The 20,374-nt window shown below is 41.8% G+C and carries 19 protein-coding genes; 18 read left to right on the forward strand and 1 reads right to left on the reverse strand.

Annotated features, from left to right (window positions below):
- The first annotated feature begins 4 nt into the window (after positions 1-4).
- The 5 genes from AC4HCY_RS08820 to ade all read left to right on the forward strand — a co-directional run bounded on the left by AC4HCY_RS08820 (position 5) and on the right by ade (position 5,512).
- Positions 5-862 carry an FAD binding domain-containing protein gene (locus tag AC4HCY_RS08820; protein ID WP_491095874.1) on the forward strand — a complete coding sequence of 286 codons (858 nt, stop codon included), beginning with the start codon at positions 5-7 and terminating at the stop codon, positions 860-862.
- 197 nt (positions 863-1,059) lie between these two features.
- Positions 1,060-1,554 (forward strand): (2Fe-2S)-binding protein, encoded by a 495-nt coding sequence (locus tag AC4HCY_RS08825; protein ID WP_323431933.1) that lies wholly within the window; start codon positions 1,060-1,062, stop codon positions 1,552-1,554.
- The gene (locus AC4HCY_RS08830; protein WP_491095875.1) at positions 1,535-2,815 is read left to right on the forward strand and encodes a xanthine dehydrogenase family protein molybdopterin-binding subunit; all 1,281 of its coding nucleotides are present in this window, start codon (positions 1,535-1,537) and stop codon (positions 2,813-2,815) included. Before AC4HCY_RS08825 ends, AC4HCY_RS08830 begins: the two co-directional genes overlap by 20 nt.
- Complete coding sequence (locus AC4HCY_RS08835) at positions 2,812-3,774, forward strand: xanthine dehydrogenase family protein molybdopterin-binding subunit (RefSeq protein ID WP_491095876.1); 963 nt, start codon at positions 2,812-2,814, stop codon at positions 3,772-3,774. The genes AC4HCY_RS08830 and AC4HCY_RS08835 overlap by 4 nt, the downstream gene beginning before the upstream one ends.
- A 16-nt stretch (positions 3,775-3,790) precedes the next feature.
- A complete protein-coding gene (gene ade / locus AC4HCY_RS08840; protein WP_491095877.1) occupies positions 3,791-5,512 on the forward strand; it encodes an adenine deaminase in 1,722 nt (573 codons plus the stop codon).
- Between the two features lie 7 nt (positions 5,513-5,519).
- Here ade and AC4HCY_RS08845 read toward each other — a convergent pair whose 3' ends face one another.
- On the reverse strand, positions 5,520-6,071 hold the full coding sequence (locus AC4HCY_RS08845; RefSeq protein ID WP_323431937.1) for a TetR/AcrR family transcriptional regulator C-terminal domain-containing protein: 552 nt from the start codon (positions 6,069-6,071) through the stop codon (positions 5,520-5,522).
- Between the two features lie 297 nt (positions 6,072-6,368).
- Here AC4HCY_RS08845 and AC4HCY_RS08850 point away from each other — a divergent pair, with 297 nt between their 5' ends.
- The 13 genes from AC4HCY_RS08850 to AC4HCY_RS08910 all read left to right on the forward strand — a co-directional run bounded on the left by AC4HCY_RS08850 (position 6,369) and on the right by AC4HCY_RS08910 (position 20,331).
- Positions 6,369-7,724 carry a radical SAM/SPASM domain-containing protein gene (locus AC4HCY_RS08850; protein ID WP_491095878.1) on the forward strand — a complete coding sequence of 452 codons (1,356 nt, stop codon included), beginning with the start codon at positions 6,369-6,371 and terminating at the stop codon, positions 7,722-7,724.
- Positions 7,725-7,799: 75 nt separating this feature from the next.
- Positions 7,800-8,654, forward strand: a complete 855-nt coding sequence (locus AC4HCY_RS08855) for a DegV family protein (RefSeq protein WP_442916679.1) — start codon at positions 7,800-7,802, stop codon at positions 8,652-8,654.
- 115 nt (positions 8,655-8,769) lie between these two features.
- Entirely contained in the window at positions 8,770-9,846 is a 1,077-nt protein-coding gene (locus tag AC4HCY_RS08860; RefSeq protein ID WP_491095879.1) for a GNAT family N-acetyltransferase, read from the forward strand.
- 28 nt (positions 9,847-9,874) lie between these two features.
- Entirely contained in the window at positions 9,875-10,828 is a 954-nt protein-coding gene (locus AC4HCY_RS08865) for a PIG-L deacetylase family protein (protein ID WP_491095880.1), read from the forward strand.
- The gene (locus tag AC4HCY_RS08870) at positions 10,803-11,957 is read left to right on the forward strand and encodes a glycosyltransferase (protein WP_491095881.1); all 1,155 of its coding nucleotides are present in this window, start codon (positions 10,803-10,805) and stop codon (positions 11,955-11,957) included. The genes AC4HCY_RS08865 and AC4HCY_RS08870 overlap by 26 nt, the downstream gene beginning before the upstream one ends.
- Positions 11,941-12,432 carry a DUF4330 domain-containing protein gene (locus AC4HCY_RS08875; protein ID WP_323431943.1) on the forward strand — a complete coding sequence of 164 codons (492 nt, stop codon included), beginning with the start codon at positions 11,941-11,943 and terminating at the stop codon, positions 12,430-12,432. The genes AC4HCY_RS08870 and AC4HCY_RS08875 overlap by 17 nt, the downstream gene beginning before the upstream one ends.
- Positions 12,433-12,444: 12 nt before the next feature.
- Entirely contained in the window at positions 12,445-12,855 is a 411-nt protein-coding gene (locus tag AC4HCY_RS08880; RefSeq protein WP_491095882.1) for a hypothetical protein, read from the forward strand.
- A gap of 11 nt (positions 12,856-12,866) precedes the next feature.
- Positions 12,867-14,114, forward strand: a complete 1,248-nt coding sequence (locus AC4HCY_RS08885; RefSeq protein WP_491095883.1) for an O-antigen ligase family protein — start codon at positions 12,867-12,869, stop codon at positions 14,112-14,114.
- A 15-nt stretch (positions 14,115-14,129) separates the two neighbouring features.
- Positions 14,130-15,233 (forward strand): polysaccharide pyruvyl transferase CsaB, encoded by a 1,104-nt coding sequence (gene csaB, locus AC4HCY_RS08890; RefSeq protein WP_491095884.1) that lies wholly within the window; start codon positions 14,130-14,132, stop codon positions 15,231-15,233.
- Positions 15,230-15,961, forward strand: coding sequence for a WecB/TagA/CpsF family glycosyltransferase (locus tag AC4HCY_RS08895; RefSeq protein WP_323431947.1), 732 nt, complete (start codon positions 15,230-15,232; stop codon positions 15,959-15,961). The genes csaB and AC4HCY_RS08895 overlap by 4 nt, the downstream gene beginning before the upstream one ends.
- Before the next feature lie 132 nt (positions 15,962-16,093).
- Positions 16,094-16,921 (forward strand): transketolase, encoded by an 828-nt coding sequence (locus AC4HCY_RS08900; RefSeq protein WP_323431948.1) that lies wholly within the window; start codon positions 16,094-16,096, stop codon positions 16,919-16,921.
- A complete protein-coding gene (locus AC4HCY_RS08905; protein WP_323431949.1) occupies positions 16,921-17,856 on the forward strand; it encodes a transketolase family protein in 936 nt (311 codons plus the stop codon). Before AC4HCY_RS08900 ends, AC4HCY_RS08905 begins: the two co-directional genes overlap by 1 nt.
- Before the next feature lie 81 nt (positions 17,857-17,937).
- Complete coding sequence (locus AC4HCY_RS08910) at positions 17,938-20,331, forward strand: Lon protease family protein (RefSeq protein ID WP_323431950.1); 2,394 nt, start codon at positions 17,938-17,940, stop codon at positions 20,329-20,331.
- The last annotated feature ends 43 nt before the right edge of the window (positions 20,332-20,374 follow it).

Raw genomic sequence — 20,374 nt, forward strand, 5'->3', positions numbered from 1 at the left:
ATATATGGATATCAAGCTATATAAACCCGGCACATTGAATGAAGCCATAGCATTGGCATCTTATGAGGGAAGCAAAATCATTGCAGGCGGTACGGATTTAATCATACAACTTAGAAATCAAGAGGAAAAACCGGAACTTTTGGTCGATATAAGCGGCCTGCCCGAGCTCAAGGAAATAGAGATTGAGAAAAATAAGATAAGCATAGGCTCTGCCGTAACCTTCACAGATATAATTGAAAATCGGTATATAAAAGAACGATTGCCTTTTCTTGTAAATATGGCTATGAAGATGGGGGCCGTTCAAATACAAAATCGGGCAACCATAGGGGGAAACATTTGCAATGCTGCACCGGCAGCAGATAGCATACCTTTATTTATGGCCCTGGATGCTGAATGCATAATCATCAGCCAAAGGGGCGCAAGGCAAGCGCCTCTAAGAGGCTTTATAAACGATAAAGGCAAAGCTGAGCTGAATGAGGGAGAAATATTGAAGTCAATAGATTTTAACATTTTAAGAGAAAATGAGGGCTGTGGATTTTCTAAGCTGGGCAGGAGAAATGCCTTAACCATATCCAGCATATCCTGCGCAGTAAAAGTATTATTAGCCGGCAATAGGATTGAAGACATATGCATATATACAGGCAGCCTGGGAATAAAAGCAACAAAAGAGGAAAAGACAGAGAAATTTCTTAAGGATGCCGTATTTGATGAGCAAAGCATAGAAGGAGCAGCAGAAGTTCTGTCTCGGGAAGTGGCGGAAAGGCTTAAATCAAGAGCTTCTATGCCTTATAAAAGAGTTGCAGTAAAGGCTGTTTTCAGGGAAGCCTGCTTCATGGCCGCCGGGGAATTGATTTTACTGTAAAAACGTTAATCTAACCTTAGTTGCCCTAACTGATAAAAGAGTGCGTTGTGAAGAGACTTAGAGTTTGTTAGTTTTGACGCAACCCTATGCAAGCTTACAAAGTCTTAGTCTTGAAGCTTTGGCAATCGTTATCAGTTAAGGCAGTAAGTATTTGGAAACTTCTAAAAATGGGTTGTTGCAGTAGGGGGTATGGGTTTATGAGGGGAAAAATAAGCTTTACACTAAACGGCCAAGATATATTCATGGAGGCTGATCTGAGCACGAGATTGATAGATTTTTTGAGAAATGAGCTAAAGCTGGTCGGCACTAAGGAAGGATGCAGCCAGGGAGAATGCGGCGCCTGTACAGTCATAATCGACGGCAGAACGGCAAACTCTTGCCTTATCCTTCTTGGTCAGGTCCAGGGAGCTGCTGTAACTACTATAGAAGGCTTAGGAGATGAGCAGAATTTACACCCCATACAGGAGGCCTTCATTGAAGAGGGAGCAGTGCAATGCGGCTATTGCATACCGGGTATGGTACTGTCGGCAAAGGCTTTATTGGATAAAAATAATAAACCGGGCAAAGAAGATATCAGACGGGCTATATCAGGAAACCTGTGCAGATGCACCGGATATAAGAAGATTGAGAAAGCGATAATAAGAGCCTCGGAGAAGATGAAGGAGGCGGGATATGATGATGGAAACCCTTAAGACTGTAGGAAGAAGCGAGATAAGGATAGATGCAAGAGAAAAGGTTATGGGCAGAGCGCTGTATCCCGGTGATGTCTATATGGATAACATGGCCTATGGATATACATTAAGATCTTCCATTCCCTGTGGAGAGATCAAGGTGGATAAAAGCGAAGCCCAAAAGCATCCGGAGGTGCTATATGTTTTTACTGCTGAGGATGTATCGGGCAATAACCATCATGGCGTTATTATCAAAGACCATGAAGTATTCTGTTCAAAAAGAGTGAGAAGGATCGGCGAGCCCATAGCTTTTATAGTGGCTGAAAGCTATGAAGCAGCCAAAGAAGCTGCAAAATCGGTAAATATAGAATATAAAGAGCTGCCTGCCGTATTTGACCCGGTGGAAGCCATGAAGGATGATGCGCCAAGAGTCCATGACGATAAAGAAAATCTGATATTTCATTTTAAATTAAGAAATGGAGATATAGAACGAGGCTTCAAAAATTCTGATATAATAATAGAAAATAATTATGAATCTTCAATGGCAGAGCATGGTTTCCTGCAGCCGGAGGCAGGCGTAGCATATATCGATGAAAATGACAGCCTCAGCCTTATCGTTGCAACTCAATATCCCCATTATGACAGGGATGAGATTGCTCAGGTGCTGAACCTTCCTCAGGAAAAAATAAGGGTGATGACATCAGCAGTGGGAGGAGCCTTCGGAGGCAGGGAGGATATTACGATGCAGATTCATTTGGCTCTTGCTGCATACAGGCTTAAAAGGCCTGTAAAAACAATATACTCAAGAGAGGAATCTTTTATTGCTCATTCCAAGAGACATCCCTTTTACATGCATTATAGAACAGGAGCAAAAAAGGACGGAACCTTAATGGCAATGGAGGCCGAAATAATCGGAGATTCGGGCGCCCATGCATCCTGGTCTATAAATGTATTGAGAAAGGCCGGAGTCCATGCAACCGGCCCCTACATGGTACCCAATGTGAAGATTGATTGCTATGCAGTATATACGAATAATCCATTCACAGGAGCCATGAGGGGATTTGGCGCTGCTCAGGTAGCTATGGCTTATGAACAGCAGATAGACGAAATAGCAAGAAGAATAAACATAAGCCCTGTGGATTTGAGACTAAGAAACTGCTTCAAGCTAGGAAGCAGAACAGCTACCGGCCAAATATTGGAGGAGTCGGTACCATTGGAGACGATGATAAAAAAAGCGGCAGAGAAAATAGGCTACAACGTATCTTCGGGGGTGAGAACATGAAAAAAAGAGGCAAGGGCATAGGCGCAACATTTTATGGAACCGGCTATGGCAATGGGTTTCCTGATGTTTCTATCTGCGAAGCAGAAGTGGATGAGCAAGGGAGGATACTGGTATACACCGGAGCTACAGAAGTAGGCCAGGGTGCCAAAACCGTATTGGCTCAAATTGCAGCGGAGGCGATGGGAGTCGGATTGGAAAGCATAGTCCTCATCAGCGAAGATACTTGCTGCACCCCGGACGCCGGAACAGCAGCGGCAAGCCGGCAGACTTATAATACAGGCAATGGTGTACGGCTGGCATGTATGAGGCTGAAGAAAATGGTCAAGGGGATTGAAGAGCGATATATAAGCTTAAAGGGAATGCCGGTTAAAAAACTGAATCTAAAAGATATATATGAGGCTGCCAACGCAGAGGGGATAGCTATGAAAGCCAGAGATTCCTTTACCGCCCGTACATATGCCATGAATGAAGAAAATGGCCTGGGCGATCCTTACTGGCCTTATACATTTTCCTGCTATGGGGCTGAGGTGGAGGTCGATACCGAAACCGGGAGGGTGGAAGTGCTCAAGGCTTATTGTGTGCAAGATGTGGGTAAAGCCATCAATCCTCTGCTGATCGAAGGGCAAATAGAAGGAGGTTTTGCCATGGGTATGGGCTGGGCACTTTATGAGGATTTGAACCTAAGCTGCGGCATCATTAAAAACAATAATTTTTCAAAATATATCATCCCCACCTCTATGGATATGCCAGATATCAGCAGTATTATTGTGGAAGAGGTCGAATCAACCGGACCCTACGGCGCCAAAGGCATCGGCGAGCCTGTCATGCTTGCTGCAATGCCTGCAATACTAAATGCCGTATATGATGCGGCGGGCATAAGGATCACAAAGCTTCCTGCAAGTCCGGAATATATCGTAAAGAAAATTCAAGAATCAGTACAAAATTTTAAGAAAAATTGAAGGGAGGCAGGCTTTGATGAGAGAGATAATAACTGCGCTGATAGATGTAGCAGCCGGAAGAGCCAAGGCTCAGATCGTATTTAAAAATATCAATATAGTAAATGTGTTTACAGGAGAAATAATAAAGGCTGATGTAGCAGTACATGATGGATATATTGCAGGCATAGGTGAGTATGAAGGGGCGGAGGAATATGACATGGAGGGCAAATTTCTATGCCCGGGCTTTATAGATTCACATATGCATATAGAATCCACTATGGTCACCCCGGGAGAATTTGCAAGGGCAGTTACCGTAAGGGGCACCACAGGAATAATAGCCGACCCTCATGAAATTGCAAATGTCAAGGGAATAGCAGGAATAAAATATATGCTGGAGGGCACCGAAAACCTGCCCATCGATGTGTATATAATGCTGCCGTCATGTGTGCCTGCCACACCCTTTGAAAATTCAGGCAGCATACTTAAAGCCGAGGACCTGCTGGAGCTTATAAATCATCCCAGAGTATTGGGCTTAGGGGAGCTTATGGATTTTGAAAATGTTATAAACTGCGAAAAAACGATTATAAATAAAATAGTTCTATGTCAGAATTCCGGCAAGTTTGTTGACGGCCACGGACCCGGCTTAAGCGGCAGGGCAATAAATGCCTATGCAGCTTCTGGCGTAAGAACAGAGCATGAATGCACGACCCCGGAAGAAGCAGTAGAGAGGTTAAGGCTGGGAATGCATATAATGCTTAGGGAAGGTTCAGCGGCAAAAAATTTGGTAGACTTGCTTCCCGCTCTGAATAACAGCAGTATAAGCAGGTGCATGTTCTGCACTGATGACCGCCATCCGGAAGATATTTTGAAGCAGGGACATATCGACAACAATGTGAGATTGGCAATAAAAAATGGTGTTGATCCTGTTACAGCTGTTCAAATGGCTACCATCAATGTTGCCCGTTGCTATAATTTGCATAGAGTAGGAGGCATAGCTCCGGGATATAAAGCAGATCTGCTGATTCTAAATGACTTAAAAAGCATAGATATATACCAAGTCTATAAAAACGGTAAGCTGATAGCTGAAAATAATGAGGCTCTATTCGATATATTTTCTATAAACGACTCAAAGATGCGCAATTCAGTAAATATTAAAGAGTTGGAGGAAGATAGCTTCCAGATCAAGAATGATCACGGACAATTGAGAATAATCGGCTTGGTTCCGAACTCTTTAGTAACAAAAACATTGATCAGTAAGGTAGTAAAAACTGATGGCAAATATTATTCCAAAGACGGAGAAGAACTGCTCAAGATTGCCGTTATTGAAAGACACAATGCTACCGGCAACATAGGCTTGGGGCTTGTTTTGGGATTAGGGCTTAAGGATGGTGCCATAGCTTCTTCTGTCGCTCATGACTCTCATAATATAGTAGTGATCGGCGACAACGACAGGGATATGAAAAGAGCCGTAGAAAAGCTTGAAGAGATTGGCGGCGGTGTCGCCATTGCTTCCGGAGGAGAAATAATCAAATATCTGAGCTTGCCCATAGCAGGCCTGATGAGCGACAGCCCTATAGAGAAAGTGCAGAGCATTTTAGCAGATCTTATCGAGACGGCTTATAAAATGGGAGTCAATAAGGATTATGATCCATCCATGACATTGTCTTTTTTGGCATTGCCTGTAATACCTGAGATAAAGCTGACGGATTTAGGCCTTTTTGATGTAAACAACTTTAAATTTGTAAGCATAAACGTATAAAGCGTAATCATTTCTTAAAATATTTTTCAATGACAAATTCAAGGCATTCCTCAGTCATAGGATAAAAAAGAAAATCATATTCATCAGGAGGTGTTTTCATACCTTCTTTTGCCCATTGAGTGATGCATCCGATAGTAGCGTTGGTAAAATAACTTGCAATCATATGCATATCGCCGGATGCCATCTTACGTGCTCCGATGATCGATGATATTTTCATCATTATTATATCATAGGCAATCTTGAACAGATGCTCTCTTAGATTGTTCTGCACATCTGATGTAAGAGCGGCAATATAAAAATCCTTATTTTGATAAAGATGTTCAACCAGATCATCTATAACCGTATTGTCCTTATTCAAATCAGTCAGGCTTGCGAATTCACTGTCAAAAATCCAACAGATCAGCGCTTGCTTATCATGAAAGTGATAGTAAAATGTTTTTCGATTAATGCCGCATGCTTCTACAATATCTCGAACGCTTATCTTATCGAGAGGAGTACGTATCATGAGCTCCTTCAGTGTTTGCGCTATTAATAATTTGGTAAGTTCAGGCTTTGCCATTTATCATCACTCCATATATGGACAATTCGTTAAATTTGTCTAAAAACCCAACATTATTGATTTATTGTGTAAAATTTGGACACTTAGACAGGACTATTGGTTAATTATAATCTTACAACATGCTAAGCTAGTTGTAAAGCTGTGAGAAATTGTTGCGGCTGAGTATGCTTCAACATGTCATTATAACTGCCTAATTGTAATATATTATTTTAGACAGGATATTGCTTGAACTTTATATAACTGGGATGTATCAGAATGGATAATGGGTTAAGTAAATAAATATGGAGGTCGTAAACAATGAAAACTCTAAAGGAAAAGGTTGAATCTTACGGTTTGAACAAAGTGCTTGCCTATATGGATTCCGATTATGAAAACAACATTCCGAAGGTGCTTGATTGGCTGGAGCGTTTCGACAAGGCAGGCTTATACTCAGGCGCTTACAGGGCTGTCAGAGAGATCATAGCAGATCCCGACAATAATTGGAATGTATATCTTAAAAGCATTTATACGGATTTGGATGAAGAGACAAGATGCATGTTTATGAAAAACTTCTTGGTTAACGCCGCCATTCTCGGAAGGAAGAAGCAACTTGACATAGCCCAAAAAGAAGATTGCAATGTCCCGTGGGCAATACTCATGGATCCCACTTCAGCCTGCAATCTGAGGTGCACCGGCTGCTGGGCGGCAGAATATGGCGATAAGCTGAATATGAGTCTTGAGACGCTGAATAGAATTATTGAGCAAGGTAAGGACCTTGGCATATATATGTATATCTACTCAGGGGGCGAGCCTCTGGTTCGCAAAAAGGATATAATCACATTGTGTGAAAAGCATAATGAATGTGTCTTTCTTGCATTTACAAACGGCACCCTCATAGATGAGGATTTTGCAGACGAAATGAAGAGGGTGCATAACTTTGTTCCCGCCATCAGCATCGAAGGTTTTGAAGAAGCTACCGACAGCCGTCGCGGGAAAGGAACCTACAATCAAGTTATAAAAGCCATGGAAACACTGAAAGAGCGCAAGCTCCCCTTCGGCATCTCCTCCTGCTATACATCAAAGAATGTAAATGAGGTGGGAAGCGACGAGTATATCGATGCGATGATAAAAAACGGTGCAAAATTCTGCTGGTATTTCACCTATATGCCCATCGGCAATGGTGCTCCCATTGACCTTATGGCTACAGATGAACAAAGAGAGTACATGTATCATCAGGTGCGCCGCTTCAGAAATGAAAAACCAATATTTTTATTGGATTTCTGGAACGACGGAGAATATGTTGAAGGCTGCATTGCCGGAGGCCGTAATTATCTGCACATAAATGCAAACGGTGATGTGGAACCCTGCGCATTTATACATTATTCCAATGTGAATATAAAGGAAGTTTCTCTGATGGAGGCTCTCAAATCCCCACTGTTCGTGGAGTACCGAAAAGGCCAGCCCTTCAACAAGAACCATCTTCGCCCATGTCCGTTGTTGGACAATCAAGGGGCTTTGGCAGGCATGGTCAAACGTTCCGGTGCTCATTCGACCGATATGGCAAGCCCTGAGGATGTTGATCTTTTGACCGCTAAATGCAAGGATGCTGCTGATAGATGGGAAGTAACCTCGGAAAAAGTATGGATTAATTCTCCTGCAGGTAAAAAAGCATAAATTCATACGATTGAAATATATAAGTATTATAATGAGTCTTTTTGTATAATCGATACTATAAATTTTGAGGTGAAGATGGTGGGCAAAATCGTATTGAGTGCAGACAGCACCTGTGATCTTGATGATATGCTGAAGGAGCGTTATCAGGTAAATATACATCCTTTGCATGTCATATTAGGCAATGATCAATATAAGGATGGTATGGACATAACTGCAGACGATATCTATAATGCTTATAGCCGCTATCATATAATACCCAAAACTGCAGCAATCAATGTTCGGGAATTTGTAGACTATTTCAAAAAATGGACCGATGAAGGATACTCGGTTATTCATTTCAACCTTGGCTCTGGGCTTTCTTCATCATATCAAAACTGCTGCATAGCTGCTCAAGAGCTTGGCAATGTTTATCCCATTGATTCCTGCAACCTTTCGACCGGCACAGGATTGCTCGTCATAGAGGCGGCTGAGCGCATAGCCCAAGGGATGGAAGCTCCCAAGATAGTGCAGGAGATAAATGACATAAAAGCTGAAGTTCACGCCAGCTTTATAATCGATACCCTTGAATTTTTGCATGCAGGCGGAAGATGCTCGGCATTAGCGGCTTTGGGGGCAAATATATTGAATATAAAGCCCTGCATTGAAGTGGATAATACAGACGGAAAGATGAGCGTAGGGAAAAAGTATCGCGGTACGCTGGATAAAGTGCTTAAGCAATACACTATAGATAGACTTGAACAATATCCAAATATAAAACTCGATAGAATTTTTATCACCCATTCCGGCATATCTGAAGAAAGAATTGAGCTTGTAAAGGAAACTATACAGAATATTGCGGGATTTCGGGAAATATTGGTCACACGAGCAGGATGTACGATTTCGTCTCACTGTGGGCCAAACACGCTGGGCGTGTTATTTATGACAAAATGATAAATTTAATTTCATGGTTTCTGCCCCTTTGCGGGCTTTTTTTTATGTCTATACATCTTCATATATGCTATAATATTAAAGATAAACTATTGAGTCAGGTTAGAGGTGAGATTTATTGAACCCGGATTACACGATAAAGGACTATGAGGACAACAGTTGGCCAGGGGTATCTGGATTATTCAAAGAGGTTTTTGGAAAGGGTATAGACCTTAAGCATTTCAAATGGAAGAATGAAGAGAATCCCCAGGGCAAGTCTATAATAAAGCTGGCTGTCAAAGATGATAAAATCCTGGGGCTCTCTTGCATCTGGAGGTTCAGAGTGAGCTTTTTGGGGGAAAGCATTCAGGCAGGCCAGTCGGTTGACGCAATGGTAGATAAAGATCATAGAAAGATGGGCATATTTGAGAATATGGCTATGGCAGCTGTTGATGATATGAGAAAGGAAGATATGCAGCTCAGATTTAATTTCCCCAATGAGGCTGCATATATGGCATCATTGAATAAAATCAATATAAAGAAGGTTTGTGAGATTCCCCAGTATATAAAAATACTAAAAGGAAGAAAGGCTTTGGGCATGTTTTCCGGCAACAAGATCGTCAATGCTGTTGGAGGAGCTCTTTTTGACCTTTATGGCAAAGCTGGAAATATAATTTTTAGAAAGGCAAAGAATTATGATATCAGGGAAGTTAAATCATTTGACCAGGTTTTTGATACCTTATGGAATAAAGTAAAGAACGATTATCCTATTTCTATCGAGCGAAGCTCACAATACCTTAACTGGAGGTATATTGCCGGGCCTCAAGAGTATAAGGCTTTTGCGGCTTATAAAAATGATGAACTGATAGGTTATATAGTTGCAGCATTGGAGGATAAACCGGATAAAGCCGGTGAAACGCAGCTTCTGGGCCATATTGCAGATTTGATCTGTATTAAGGATCATACGGATGCGGCAGCAGATCTGATCAGTGAAGCCGAAAAATACTTAAAGAACAGCGGAGCCTGCGCTATTTCCTGCTGGATGATAAAAGAGTGGTTTTATGGGGAAATATTGAAAAAGCTGGCGTTCCTGCAGCTTCGTTCGCCTTCGGTGCTGACGGCTCTGCCTGTCGGAGATACGGCAGCGGCTATGAAGGATTTCATCTATGACTATAAAAACTGGTATGTTACTATAGGAGATTCGGATTATATATAAATTTTTGCGGGGGGTGGATATCTAAGATATGAAAGATATATTAAAGAAGCTGCTTGCAAAGCCTGTAAAAATTATTAACAATATGGTGTTAGGCTTGTATTTGCATTTTGTAAAGTCAAGAGCCAAGGGGATCAAAGAGATAGACATTGCAGGGAAAAAACTTCTCATACTTGCACCGCATCAGGATGATGAAATTTTAGGCTGCGGCTGCTTGATAAAAAAAGCTTTAGAGAGTAAAGGCACTGTAAAATGTATATATATGACAGACGGCTCCCAGAGCGTAAGCTATGAATTGACTCCTGATGCTATGAAGGAAATGAGAAAATTGGAGGCAATGAGGCTGGCTGAGAATATGGGCATGGAAGAGCCGATATTTATTGGATGTCCCGATGGGTCCTTGAAGCCTGATGATGAAAAGGCGATAAAGGATGTTGCAAAAACCATAGATGATTATAAGCCTGACGCAGTTTTCGTTCCATACTTTTTAGACGGACATAGCGATCATACCGCAGTAAGCGGTATATATCTTGCTTCGATGAAAATGCTGAAAACCCATAAGGAATACGATACCTATTGCTATGAAATCAACTCTCCGATAAGCGTCTATGGAGTTTCTCATTATTTTGACTGCGACGGATACCTGAAGGCAAAATCAGATGCCATGAGTTTCTACAGCTCTCAGACTATGAGCTTTGAATCCATATTTGCCATGAACAGGCTTAACGGTATTTTAGCCTCATCAAAAGAAGGGGCTGAGCTGTTCAAGAGAATCGAATTAAGAACCTATGAAATTGCTTATAATAGATATAATAAGGACAACAGGATTTCATCCTCCTTCAGGCAGATGTACAGCATATATTTTATGATACCGGCATATTTTAAAGGCTTAAAGATAAAGAAGGAGATTGCTTTGTTTCAAAATGCGGGGGCTGACCCGGTTAGGAGGGTAGAGGATAGTGAAAAAGGTGCTGCACTTAATTAGCGGCGGGGATGTAGGCGGTGCAAAGACTCATGTTTTAACTCTGGTCAAAGAACTGCAGAAGAACCTGACCGTAAAGATAGTATGCTTCATGGAAGGGCCTTTTGCCCAGGAAGCGAGAGATATGGGCATAGATATAATTGTACTTCCTCAGCAGCGCAGGTATGATTTGAAGGTCATAGATACCTTGGTAAAGCTGATAAAGGATGAAGGCTTTACTTTGATTCATTCCCACGGCGCTAGGGCTAATTTTATCACCAGATTCATCAAAAACAAGCTTCCAATCCCTTGTGTTACAACAATACATAGTGATTTTATGCTGGATTTCAAGGGAAATTTGTACAAGCATATAATTTATACCAACTTAAACGTATTTGCGCTCAAAAAATTTGATTATTTTATTGCTGTATCTGAAAGCTTCAAGCAAATGCTGATAGGAAGAGGCTTTCCAGCGGATAAGATTTTCACTGTGTATAACGGGATGGATTTTGATGAAGATATAAGTTACAAAAGCCGGGAAAAGTTTTTGGAAGAAAGAGGCTTAATAAGCTTAAAGGATAAAAAGCTTATTGGTATTTTGGCCAGGCTTCATCCCGTCAAAGGGCATGAAATATTTATTAAAGCCGCAGCCGATATACTAGCCGCCAATAAGAACATCCATTTTTTGATTACAGGCGAATCCACAGAGATGCCTGCCTTGGATGATCTTATCAAGCAGCTTGGCATAGAAGACAATGTTCATTTTATAGGCTTTGGAGATGCTCCCTATGATATTTTGAATGCTATTGATATCAATGTTCTGACTTCTTATAGCGAGAGCTTTCCCTATGCGCTTTTGGAAGGCGCCAGGCTGGAGAAGCCGACGATATCATCAGCGGTGGGAGGCATTCCCATGCTTATAGAAGACGGAGAGAACGGGTACTTGTTTAAGGCCGGCGACAGCAATGAGCTGAGCAGGAAGCTAAGTCTTATGATTGAAGATGAGGCAAGGAGCAAGGCTATGGGAAAAGCTCTGTACAAGAAGGCTGACAAGAACTATTCTCTGAAGAATTTAGCTTTAAATCATATAAATATATACGATATTATGCTTGAAAACAAGAAAGAGAGGAATACGGATGAAAATAATAGATAAAAGGGGAAGACTTTTCGGATTGATAAATATCATCGATCTGTTTATTAGTATTGTATTGATAGCTCTTATAGGATTTGGCGCTTATAAGGTATTTAAAGTAAATCCTACCGTTGCGGTGAACACTGAAAAAGTGACTATGGTGTATATGATCCAGGAGGTCAGGGATGTGACCTATAATGCTATTGAAGAAGGCGAAATTGCTAAGGACTATGACAAGAATACTGTCTATGGTAAAATTGTAAAGAAAGAAGCTCTGCCTGCAACGAAGATGGTCAATACTGCCGATGGCAGGATGGTTGAGGCAGAAATACCAAATAGATTTGATGTCAAGATATATATAGAAGGTGACGCCGTAGTAAGCAAAACCGGAGTATATATGGGAAATCAAGAGGTAAGGGTAGGTTATCCCGTAGCCGTAAAGGGAAGAAAGTTTGGAGTAAGAGGCTTTGTGTACGATTTGATTATTAATGAGTAAGGGGATTATGGCATGTATGATAACAGTAAAATAATATCTTTTGCTATGAACCTTGGTGATGGGTTTGAGAAAGCCTATAGATATAGCTATTTTTGCAAATTTACTAAAAGCATCAGGCACTCCTTTAAAAATATATGGAGTGACAGTGTTTTTGGGCAGATGGTGAGCGGAATTTTCAATATCGAGACACAAAGGAATTCGCTATCCTATAAGCTTTTCACACAGTCGTTTTTGGCTGTGGCTGATTTTTTCAACAGCAAATTCAGTCTGGAGCAGGGGATTGCAGAGAGCAAATATATTAACCTGATCAAAAGAATGAAGCCATCAGGTGCAAGGGCTCAAGCTAAAGAAAGCATAGCAGGAATTGTATCCGGCAGCATTTTTATGAGATGCCTGTATGAATTCTGGGAAGGTATGGACTAGGAGGTGTTTGTGTGGAAACTGCTTTAAAGCTGTTGGGAGGTATTGGAATCTCCGGTTTAACTCTCAATAGTCCGCTTTGGGGCTTATATGCTTTAATTATAGCATTGCCTTTTTTACCTAACGAAGCCACGCTGATATTTGCAGCAGTGGTGGTATTTTCGTTTTTCATCAAAACTGCGGTGAACAAAGAGAAAGATTTTGTTAAGGACCCGGTTGCAATGCCTTTGATGGCTTTTGCACTGGTTCAGATAATCACCACGCTCATATCCGTTGAACCCGTGCTGAGCGCTCAAAATCTTGTGGTAAGCCTTGTGAGTCTGGCATTGTATTTTGTGATTGTCAACACATTAAAAACCAAAAAAGATTTTGATAAGGCTATGAAGATTTTTATTATTACTGCATTTATATTGTCCATCTATGGAATAATGCAGTATTTTACCCTTGGAACTACCAGCAAGGCCTGGGTCGATGTGAATCTGAACCCTGATTTAGAGACCAGGGTAGTGGGAACCTTCGGCAATCCAAATGTCTTTGCCGAATATCTGGAGCATATATTGCCTGTTGCGATAACATTGGTATTTGTATACAGGAAATGGCTTAATAAAATAATCATGGGATTGATAGCCGGTGTTATGTTCGTATGCCTCGTATTAACCTTTTCCAGAGGCGGTTACCTTGGATTTGTTTCTGCCGCCATGCTGTTTGTATTATTGAAGATGGCCAAATTTATACCTCTTTTTATTGCAGGAGGCATAGCTGCTATACCGCTTTTGCCCAATGTAGTCCTGCAGAGGATAAATACCATAGGCAATGTTCAGGATACTTCAAATGCCTATAGGACATATATATGGGAAGGCACCATCAATATGATAAAAGACTTCTGGATCACAGGCGTGGGTTATGGCTATTGGGCTTTCAAGAATACTTTTCTGGAATACGGCATAAAGGGCAGCAGGGCATGGCATAGCCATAATATGTACCTTGAGATCATGGCTGAAATGGGTATATTCGGCATGTTGACTTTCATCTGGGTGGTTCTTTCAATCTTTATATCAACAATAAAGTTTGCGAAAAAGACCAAGGATAGATATTTCAGCTACGTTTCTGTAGGGCTTTTAGGCGGCTTTTTATCAATAATGGTTCATGGTATTGCAGAGCATATCTTATATATGCCCAAATCTGTAATACTTTTTTGGATGTTTGCAGCCTTCATATCTGCTGCAAGAAATTTAGGTGCCAATTTGCAGGAAATGCAATAGATAGGAGAGCGTTGTATGAAGAAAGTAGTGATTTCAGGATACTATGGATTTGGCAATAGCGGTGACGAAGCAATTTTAAAGTCTATAGTTCGGGATTTTCGAGAAATCGACCCTGATATTCAGATAACGGCCTTATCCAACAATCCCGCCAAAACAAGTGCCGAATATGGGATAAATGCGGTAAACCGGCTAAATATTAAAAGCATAGCTCAGGCCATAGGCGGGTGCGATTTGCTGCTGAGCGGCGGGGGCAGCCTGCTGCAGGATGTGACAAGCACCAGATCCCTATTGTATTATTTATCCATTATACGTATCGGCTTATTGTATAATAAAAAAATCATGCTCTATGCCAATGGAATAGGTCCTATAAGTTCCGGGACTAATATGAAAAGAGTAAAAAAGGTAATTGATAATGTAGACCTGATAACACTAAGGGAAGAGGACTCGCTGAAGCTGCTGGACAGCATGGGTGTGCAGAAACCGAAGGTAATGGTCACCGCAGATCCGGTGCTCACTGCTATGCCTGCGGGTAAGGAGACTATAGACGCAATCTTTAAAAAAGAAGGATTGCCCCTTGATTCTAATTATATAGGAATAAACATCAGAAAGTGGAAGTTGTCCAGGGATCTTGAGGTACAGCTGGCGGCTTCTCTGGAATATATATATAAAAAGTACAATTTGCTGCCTGTTTTTATACCCATGTATCAATCAGATACAGAGGTAATGATAAAGACAGCGGAAAAAATGAATGTGCCCTACAGGGTTTTATCAAAAACCTATGCGCCTGAGGAACTCATCGGTATAATGGGGCATATGGAGCTGGTAATAGCTATGAGGCTTCATACCCTTATATATTCTTCCATCACTGCGACTCCTATGGTAGGCCTCATATATGATCCCAAGATAAAGGGTTATCTGGACTATATAGGCCAGAGCGATGCCGGCAATGTAGAAAGCATAAGCAGTGATATGATAACCATGAGGGTTGATGAAATAATGCAAGGTTATTGGGATAAGAAAAAGAGACTGGAAAATACTATGAAAGTCATGAAGAAAAAAGCTAAAGAAAATGCAGCTTTGGCCTATGAACTGATGAAGGCAGAGAAGGTGGGGGTATGAGGGATTCTGTTGAAATAGTGGGAATCAATATAGACAATGTAACCTTTGAAGAGGCAGAAGATAGGCTTTTGGATTTTTTGCAGCAGGATGAAACGAAGATGATCTTTACACCAAACAGCGAATTACTTGTTGATGCGGTGAAGGATACAGGATTTGCTCAGGTCTTAAATAACGGAGACCTGGTAATACCCGACGGTATAGGGGTGGTTATAGCCTCTAAATTTTACGGCTCTCCATTAAAGGAGAGGGTAACAGGCTGCGATCTCATGGGAAGCCTGATAGGAATAGCTTACTCTGAAAAGAAAAGCATATATTTCCTTGGAGGAAAAGAGGGAGTGGCAGAGGAGGCATCACAAAAACTTAATGATAAATATCCGGGTATAAAAATAGCAGGCTTTCATCATGGGTATTTTGATGAGAAAGAGGAAGCGAAGATAATTGATGAGATTATAGAGAAGAAGCCTGATATAATATTTGTGGCATTAAGTGCCCCCAGGCAGGAGAAATGGATATACAATAATAGGCATAAACTTGGTGTTAAGATAGCAATGGGTGTAGGGGGCAGCCTGGATGTTTATGCAGGAAGAGTCAAGAGGGCTCCCGAGTTTTATCAAAAGACCGGTCTGGAGTGGTTATATAGGCTGATGAAAGAACCTAAAAGGTTCTTTCGAATGCTGAAGCTGCCCAAATTTATAGCCCTGGCTTTTTACGATGCAAAGACAAGGTGAATTGCCCCAAAGGGGCAAGAGAAGGTGCCCTGGGGTACAAGGTGAATTGCCCCAAAGGGGCAAGAGAAGGTGCCCTGGGGTACAAGGTGAATTGCCCCGTAACCCTGAGTTTCTAATATTAAGGAGGTAACTATGGAAAACAGAGTTTTAGGAAAATTAAAAGCAACTGCAAATGTTATTCGCAAAGATATAATTACGATGCTTGCTGAGTCAAAATCAGGCCATCCGGGAGGATCTTTATCGGCGGTTGAGATTTTGACCTATCTTTATTTTAAGGAAATGAATGTAAACCCAAGCAGCCCTAAGGATGAAAACAGGGATAGATTTGTGCTTTCAAAGGGTCACGGAGCTCCGGTGTTATACAGCACCTTAGCCGAAAAGGGATATTTTCCGAAAGAGGAACTGATGAAGCTGAGAAAAACGAATTCAATGCTTCAAGGCCATCCGGACATGAAAGGGACACCGGGGGTGGATATGTCCACAGGCTCATTGGGCCAGGGCTTATCTGTTTCAAACGGCATGGCTCTTTCTGCAAAGCTGGATAACAAGTCTTACAGAGTATATGCGCTCTTAGGAGACGGAGAGCTCCAGGAAGGCCAGGTATGGGAGGCTGCTTTGACTGCAGCGCATTACAAGCTGGATAATTTGACCATATTTATAGATCATAACGGCTTGCAGATAGATGGAACCAATGAAGAAGTAAAGAATGTAAATCCTATAGAAGATAAGTGGAAAGCTTTTGGCTGGCACACTATTTCCATAGACGGCCACGATTTGCAGCAAATAGAAAAGGCTGTAGAAGAAGCTAAGAGCACTAAGGGCAAGCCTACCGTGATAATTGCAAGCACAGTAAAGGGCAAGGGAGTTTCCTTTATGGAAAATGAAGTAGGCTGGCACGGTGTAGCTCCAAATGCTGAGCAGAAAGAGCAGGCCTTAAAGGAATTGGAGGTTTTGAAATAATGGGTAACATTGCAACTAGAGAAGCCTATGGAGCGGCTTTAGCAGAACTGGGCGAAAAATATAAGAATGTGGTGGTTTTGGATGCCGATCTCTCAAAATCCACCAAAACCCATGACTTTAAGAAAAAGTATCCTGACAGATTTTTTAATATGGGCATATCCGAGCAGGATCTTATAGGGACTGCGGCTGGCTTTGCTACCTGCGGCAAAATCCCTTTTGCCAGCACCTTTGCCATGTTTGCAACAGGCAGAGCTTTTGAGCAGATAAGAAACTCCATAGCATATCCCAGGCTAAATGTGAAGATCGCTGCTACTCATGCAGGGATTACATTGGGAGAGGACGGAGCATCCCATCAGGCCATAGAGGATGTGGCGATAATGAGGGCAGTGCCCAATATGACCATAGTCAATCCTGCTGATGCCCTGTCTACAAGAAAGGCCATAGAAGCAGCAATACAATATAACGGACCTATGTATATAAGGCTTGGCAGGCTTGGAGTGCCTGAAGTATATAAAGAGGATATAGATTTTACAATAGGAAAAGGTATATTGATAGAAGAAGGCAAGGATGTGACCATAATCGCTTCGGGTTTTATGGTTCATCTGGCCATAGAAGCGTCTGCAATGCTGAAAGAAGAAGGCATAAGTGCAGAAGTCATAGACATGCATACCATAAAGCCCATAGATAAGAACCTTATAATCGGATCAGCCAGAAAAACAGGAGCAATTGTTACCGCTGAAGAGCATAATATTATAGGAGGACTTGGCGGAGCAGTAGCCGAGGTGCTATGTGAAGAATATCCTGTACCTGTGGTACGAGTGGGTATAAAAGATGTATTCGGCCAATCGGGGAAACCTATGGAATTAGTAGAATTATACGGTATCAGCGCCAAGGATATTGCAGCAGCGGCAAGGCAGGCAATATCCAAGAAATAGATTTTGTTATGAAACTAGGCTTCGTTCAGTGTTGAAATTGGAAAGAGCAGCAAAATTACTTTTCAGATAGGGGGGGTCTTCATGAGTAGATATAGAGAATTAGAAGTCGATGAGCTCACTAACAGATGCAGATGCGAAGAATTGGGCTTTCAAACCACAGAAGAACTGGAGCCTTTGGATGGCATAATCGGCCAGGAAAGGGCAGTTTCCTCAATGGAGTTCGGTCTTACCATAAAAAGGGAGGGCTATAATATTTTTGTAGCAGGCCTGACGGGTACAGGCAGGAGCAGCTATACAAGGTCTATAGCAAAAAAAATGGCAGAAACAGAAAAGACTCCTGAGGACTGGTGCTATGTATATAATTTTAGAAATCCGGATCGCCCCATCGCTATTAATCTGCCTTCCGGTACAGGAAATACCTTTGTAAAAGACATGAAGAAGCTTGTAAAGATGTTGAGGATGAAGATACCCAAGGCCTTTGAGGGCGAAGAATATGAGAAGCAAAAAAGTGAGATACTGCAGGCTTTTCAAGACGAAAGCTCAGATATAATGGAGGATTTTAATAAATATGCCCAGGACCAGGGCTTCATGCTTAAAAGAAGTGAACAAGGGCTCCTTACCATTCCCGTAGCTGATGGCAAGCCTATGGAAGAAGGAGATTTTATAAATCTGGATGTCTCTAAAAGAAAAGAAATAGAAGAAAAATCCTATATTGTGCAAAAAAAGCTTATGGAGTATTTAAAGCAAGTGAGAGATATGGAGAAGTCCGCCAGGGACAAGGTAGAGCAGCTGGAGGGAAAGATTGCCCTTATAACCGTTGAACAGCCTGTTCGAGAGCTTGTTGAAAAATACTCTGAATTTAAGAATGTAGTAAGCTATCTCAAAGCTGTACAAAAGGATATGATTCAAAATATTGAAGACTTCAGAAAAACTGATAAGAAGAAAGAAGAAGAGATAGATATTCTGGAGAAGATCAATGCCAAGGATTTCACATTGAAATATAAGGTAAATCTGATAATTGATAACAGGGAGACTAAGGGAGCGCCTGTGGTCTTTGAACCTCATCCCAAATATTACAATCTTCTGGGACGGATTGATTATGAAAGCAACATGGGAGTTGTTACTACCGACTTTACAAAAATAAAGCCGGGTTCAATCCATGCAGCCAATGGAGGGTACTTGATAATCAACATGTCTGATATCGCCAAGAGCCCTGAGAGTTGGGACGGCCTTAAAAGAGCATTAAAAAACAAAAGCATAGCTATAGAGAATATTTTTACAAATACGGGTCTTGTTTCAGGAGGCCTGAAGCCGGAGCCCATCCCTCTCAATTTGAAAGTTATATTGCTCGGGAACAGCTATCTTTATCAGATGCTGTTCAGCTATGACGAAGATTTCAGAAAGCTGTTTAAAATAAAAGCAGACTTTGACATGGAAATGGTTTCAAGCCCTGAAAATATTGATAAGTATTCAAGATTTATCAGCTCTCACTGCCGGGAAAAAAATCTTATGCATTTCGATTGCACAGCAGTAGCCTATATAATAGACTACAGCAGAAGGCTTGCAGATCACAAGCATAAGCTTTCCACAAGATTTAATGATATCGTGGAGATATTATATGAAGCAGACGCTTGGGCAAGGATAGCTGCATCTGATATCGTCAGGGATGCACATGTGAAGAAGGCCATAGAGCAGAAAAGATACCGCTCAAGCAGAGTGGAAGAAAAGCTGCAGGAGCTTATTGATACAGGAGTGATACTTATTTCCACTGCAGATACCATGGTAGGCCAGGTCAACGGGCTATCGGTGATGGATATGGGGGATTATGCCTTCGGCAAGCCCAGCAGGGTCACCGCCACCACCTTTGCAGGGGATAAGGGTATTACCAATATTGAGAGAGAAGTGGAGATGAGCGGCAGCATACATGATAAAGGCGTACTGATCCTTTCCGGTTATCTGGGAGAAAAGTTCGCCCAGGAGTTCCCGCTTACATTGTCCGCTCATATATGCTTTGAGCAGCTGTATGACGGAGTGGAGGGCGACAGCGCCTCTTCAACGGAATTATACGCATTGCTGTCCAGCCTATCTGATGTGCCTATAAAGCAATATATAGCCGTCACAGGCTCCGTAAACCAAAAAGGCAAGATTCAGCCTATCGGCGGGGTTAACGAGAAAATAGAGGGCTTTTTCCAAAGCTGCAAGCATAAAGGCTTAAAAGGCAATGAAGGGGTCATTATACCTCATCAGAATGTGGATAATCTTATGCTGAATGATGAAGTGATCGAAGCCATAGAAAAAGGCTTGTTCCATATTTATCCCATAGCCGACGTAGAGGAAGGCATCGAGATTCTGACGGATATACCTGCAGGCAAAGCGGATGAAGACGGAAATTATCCTGAGGGCACTCTCTACCATCTGGTGCAGAAGAAAATAGAGAAATATGCACGACTGGTTGAGGAATTTGACGGGGAATAAGGGTTGTAGAACTCAGGATTCAGAACTCAGAGCTCAGGAGGGG

The sequence above is a fragment of the Lutispora sp. QWL-02 genome (genome assembly GCF_058315355.1).

What these genes read in the sequence shown, in the direction of transcription:
- AC4HCY_RS08880 (WP_491095882.1), top strand. Translation starts at nt 12,445, where the DNA reads ATGTATGATAACAGTAAAATAATATCTTTTGCTATGAACCTTGGTGAT.
- AC4HCY_RS08895 (WP_323431947.1), top strand. Translation starts at nt 15,230, where the DNA reads ATGAGGGATTCTGTTGAAATAGTGGGAATCAATATAGACAATGTAACC.
- AC4HCY_RS08830 (WP_491095875.1), top strand. Translation starts at nt 1,535, where the DNA reads ATGATGATGGAAACCCTTAAGACTGTAGGAAGAAGCGAGATAAGGATA.
- AC4HCY_RS08850 (WP_491095878.1), top strand. Translation starts at nt 6,369, where the DNA reads ATGAAAACTCTAAAGGAAAAGGTTGAATCTTACGGTTTGAACAAAGTG.
- AC4HCY_RS08820 (WP_491095874.1), top strand. Translation starts at nt 5, where the DNA reads ATGGATATCAAGCTATATAAACCCGGCACATTGAATGAAGCCATAGCA.
- AC4HCY_RS08865 (WP_491095880.1), top strand. Translation starts at nt 9,875, where the DNA reads ATGAAAGATATATTAAAGAAGCTGCTTGCAAAGCCTGTAAAAATTATT.
- AC4HCY_RS08900 (WP_323431948.1), top strand. Translation starts at nt 16,094, where the DNA reads ATGGAAAACAGAGTTTTAGGAAAATTAAAAGCAACTGCAAATGTTATT.
- AC4HCY_RS08910 (WP_323431950.1), top strand. Translation starts at nt 17,938, where the DNA reads ATGAGTAGATATAGAGAATTAGAAGTCGATGAGCTCACTAACAGATGC.
- AC4HCY_RS08825 (WP_323431933.1), top strand. Translation starts at nt 1,060, where the DNA reads ATGAGGGGAAAAATAAGCTTTACACTAAACGGCCAAGATATATTCATG.
- AC4HCY_RS08905 (WP_323431949.1), top strand. Translation starts at nt 16,921, where the DNA reads ATGGGTAACATTGCAACTAGAGAAGCCTATGGAGCGGCTTTAGCAGAA.
- AC4HCY_RS08835 (WP_491095876.1), top strand. Translation starts at nt 2,812, where the DNA reads ATGAAAAAAAGAGGCAAGGGCATAGGCGCAACATTTTATGGAACCGGC.
- AC4HCY_RS08845 (WP_323431937.1), bottom strand. Translation starts at nt 6,071, where the DNA reads ATGGCAAAGCCTGAACTTACCAAATTATTAATAGCGCAAACACTGAAG.
- ade (WP_491095877.1), top strand. Translation starts at nt 3,791, where the DNA reads ATGAGAGAGATAATAACTGCGCTGATAGATGTAGCAGCCGGAAGAGCC.
- csaB (WP_491095884.1), top strand. Translation starts at nt 14,130, where the DNA reads ATGAAGAAAGTAGTGATTTCAGGATACTATGGATTTGGCAATAGCGGT.
- AC4HCY_RS08875 (WP_323431943.1), top strand. Translation starts at nt 11,941, where the DNA reads ATGAAAATAATAGATAAAAGGGGAAGACTTTTCGGATTGATAAATATC.
- AC4HCY_RS08855 (WP_442916679.1), top strand. Translation starts at nt 7,800, where the DNA reads ATGGTGGGCAAAATCGTATTGAGTGCAGACAGCACCTGTGATCTTGAT.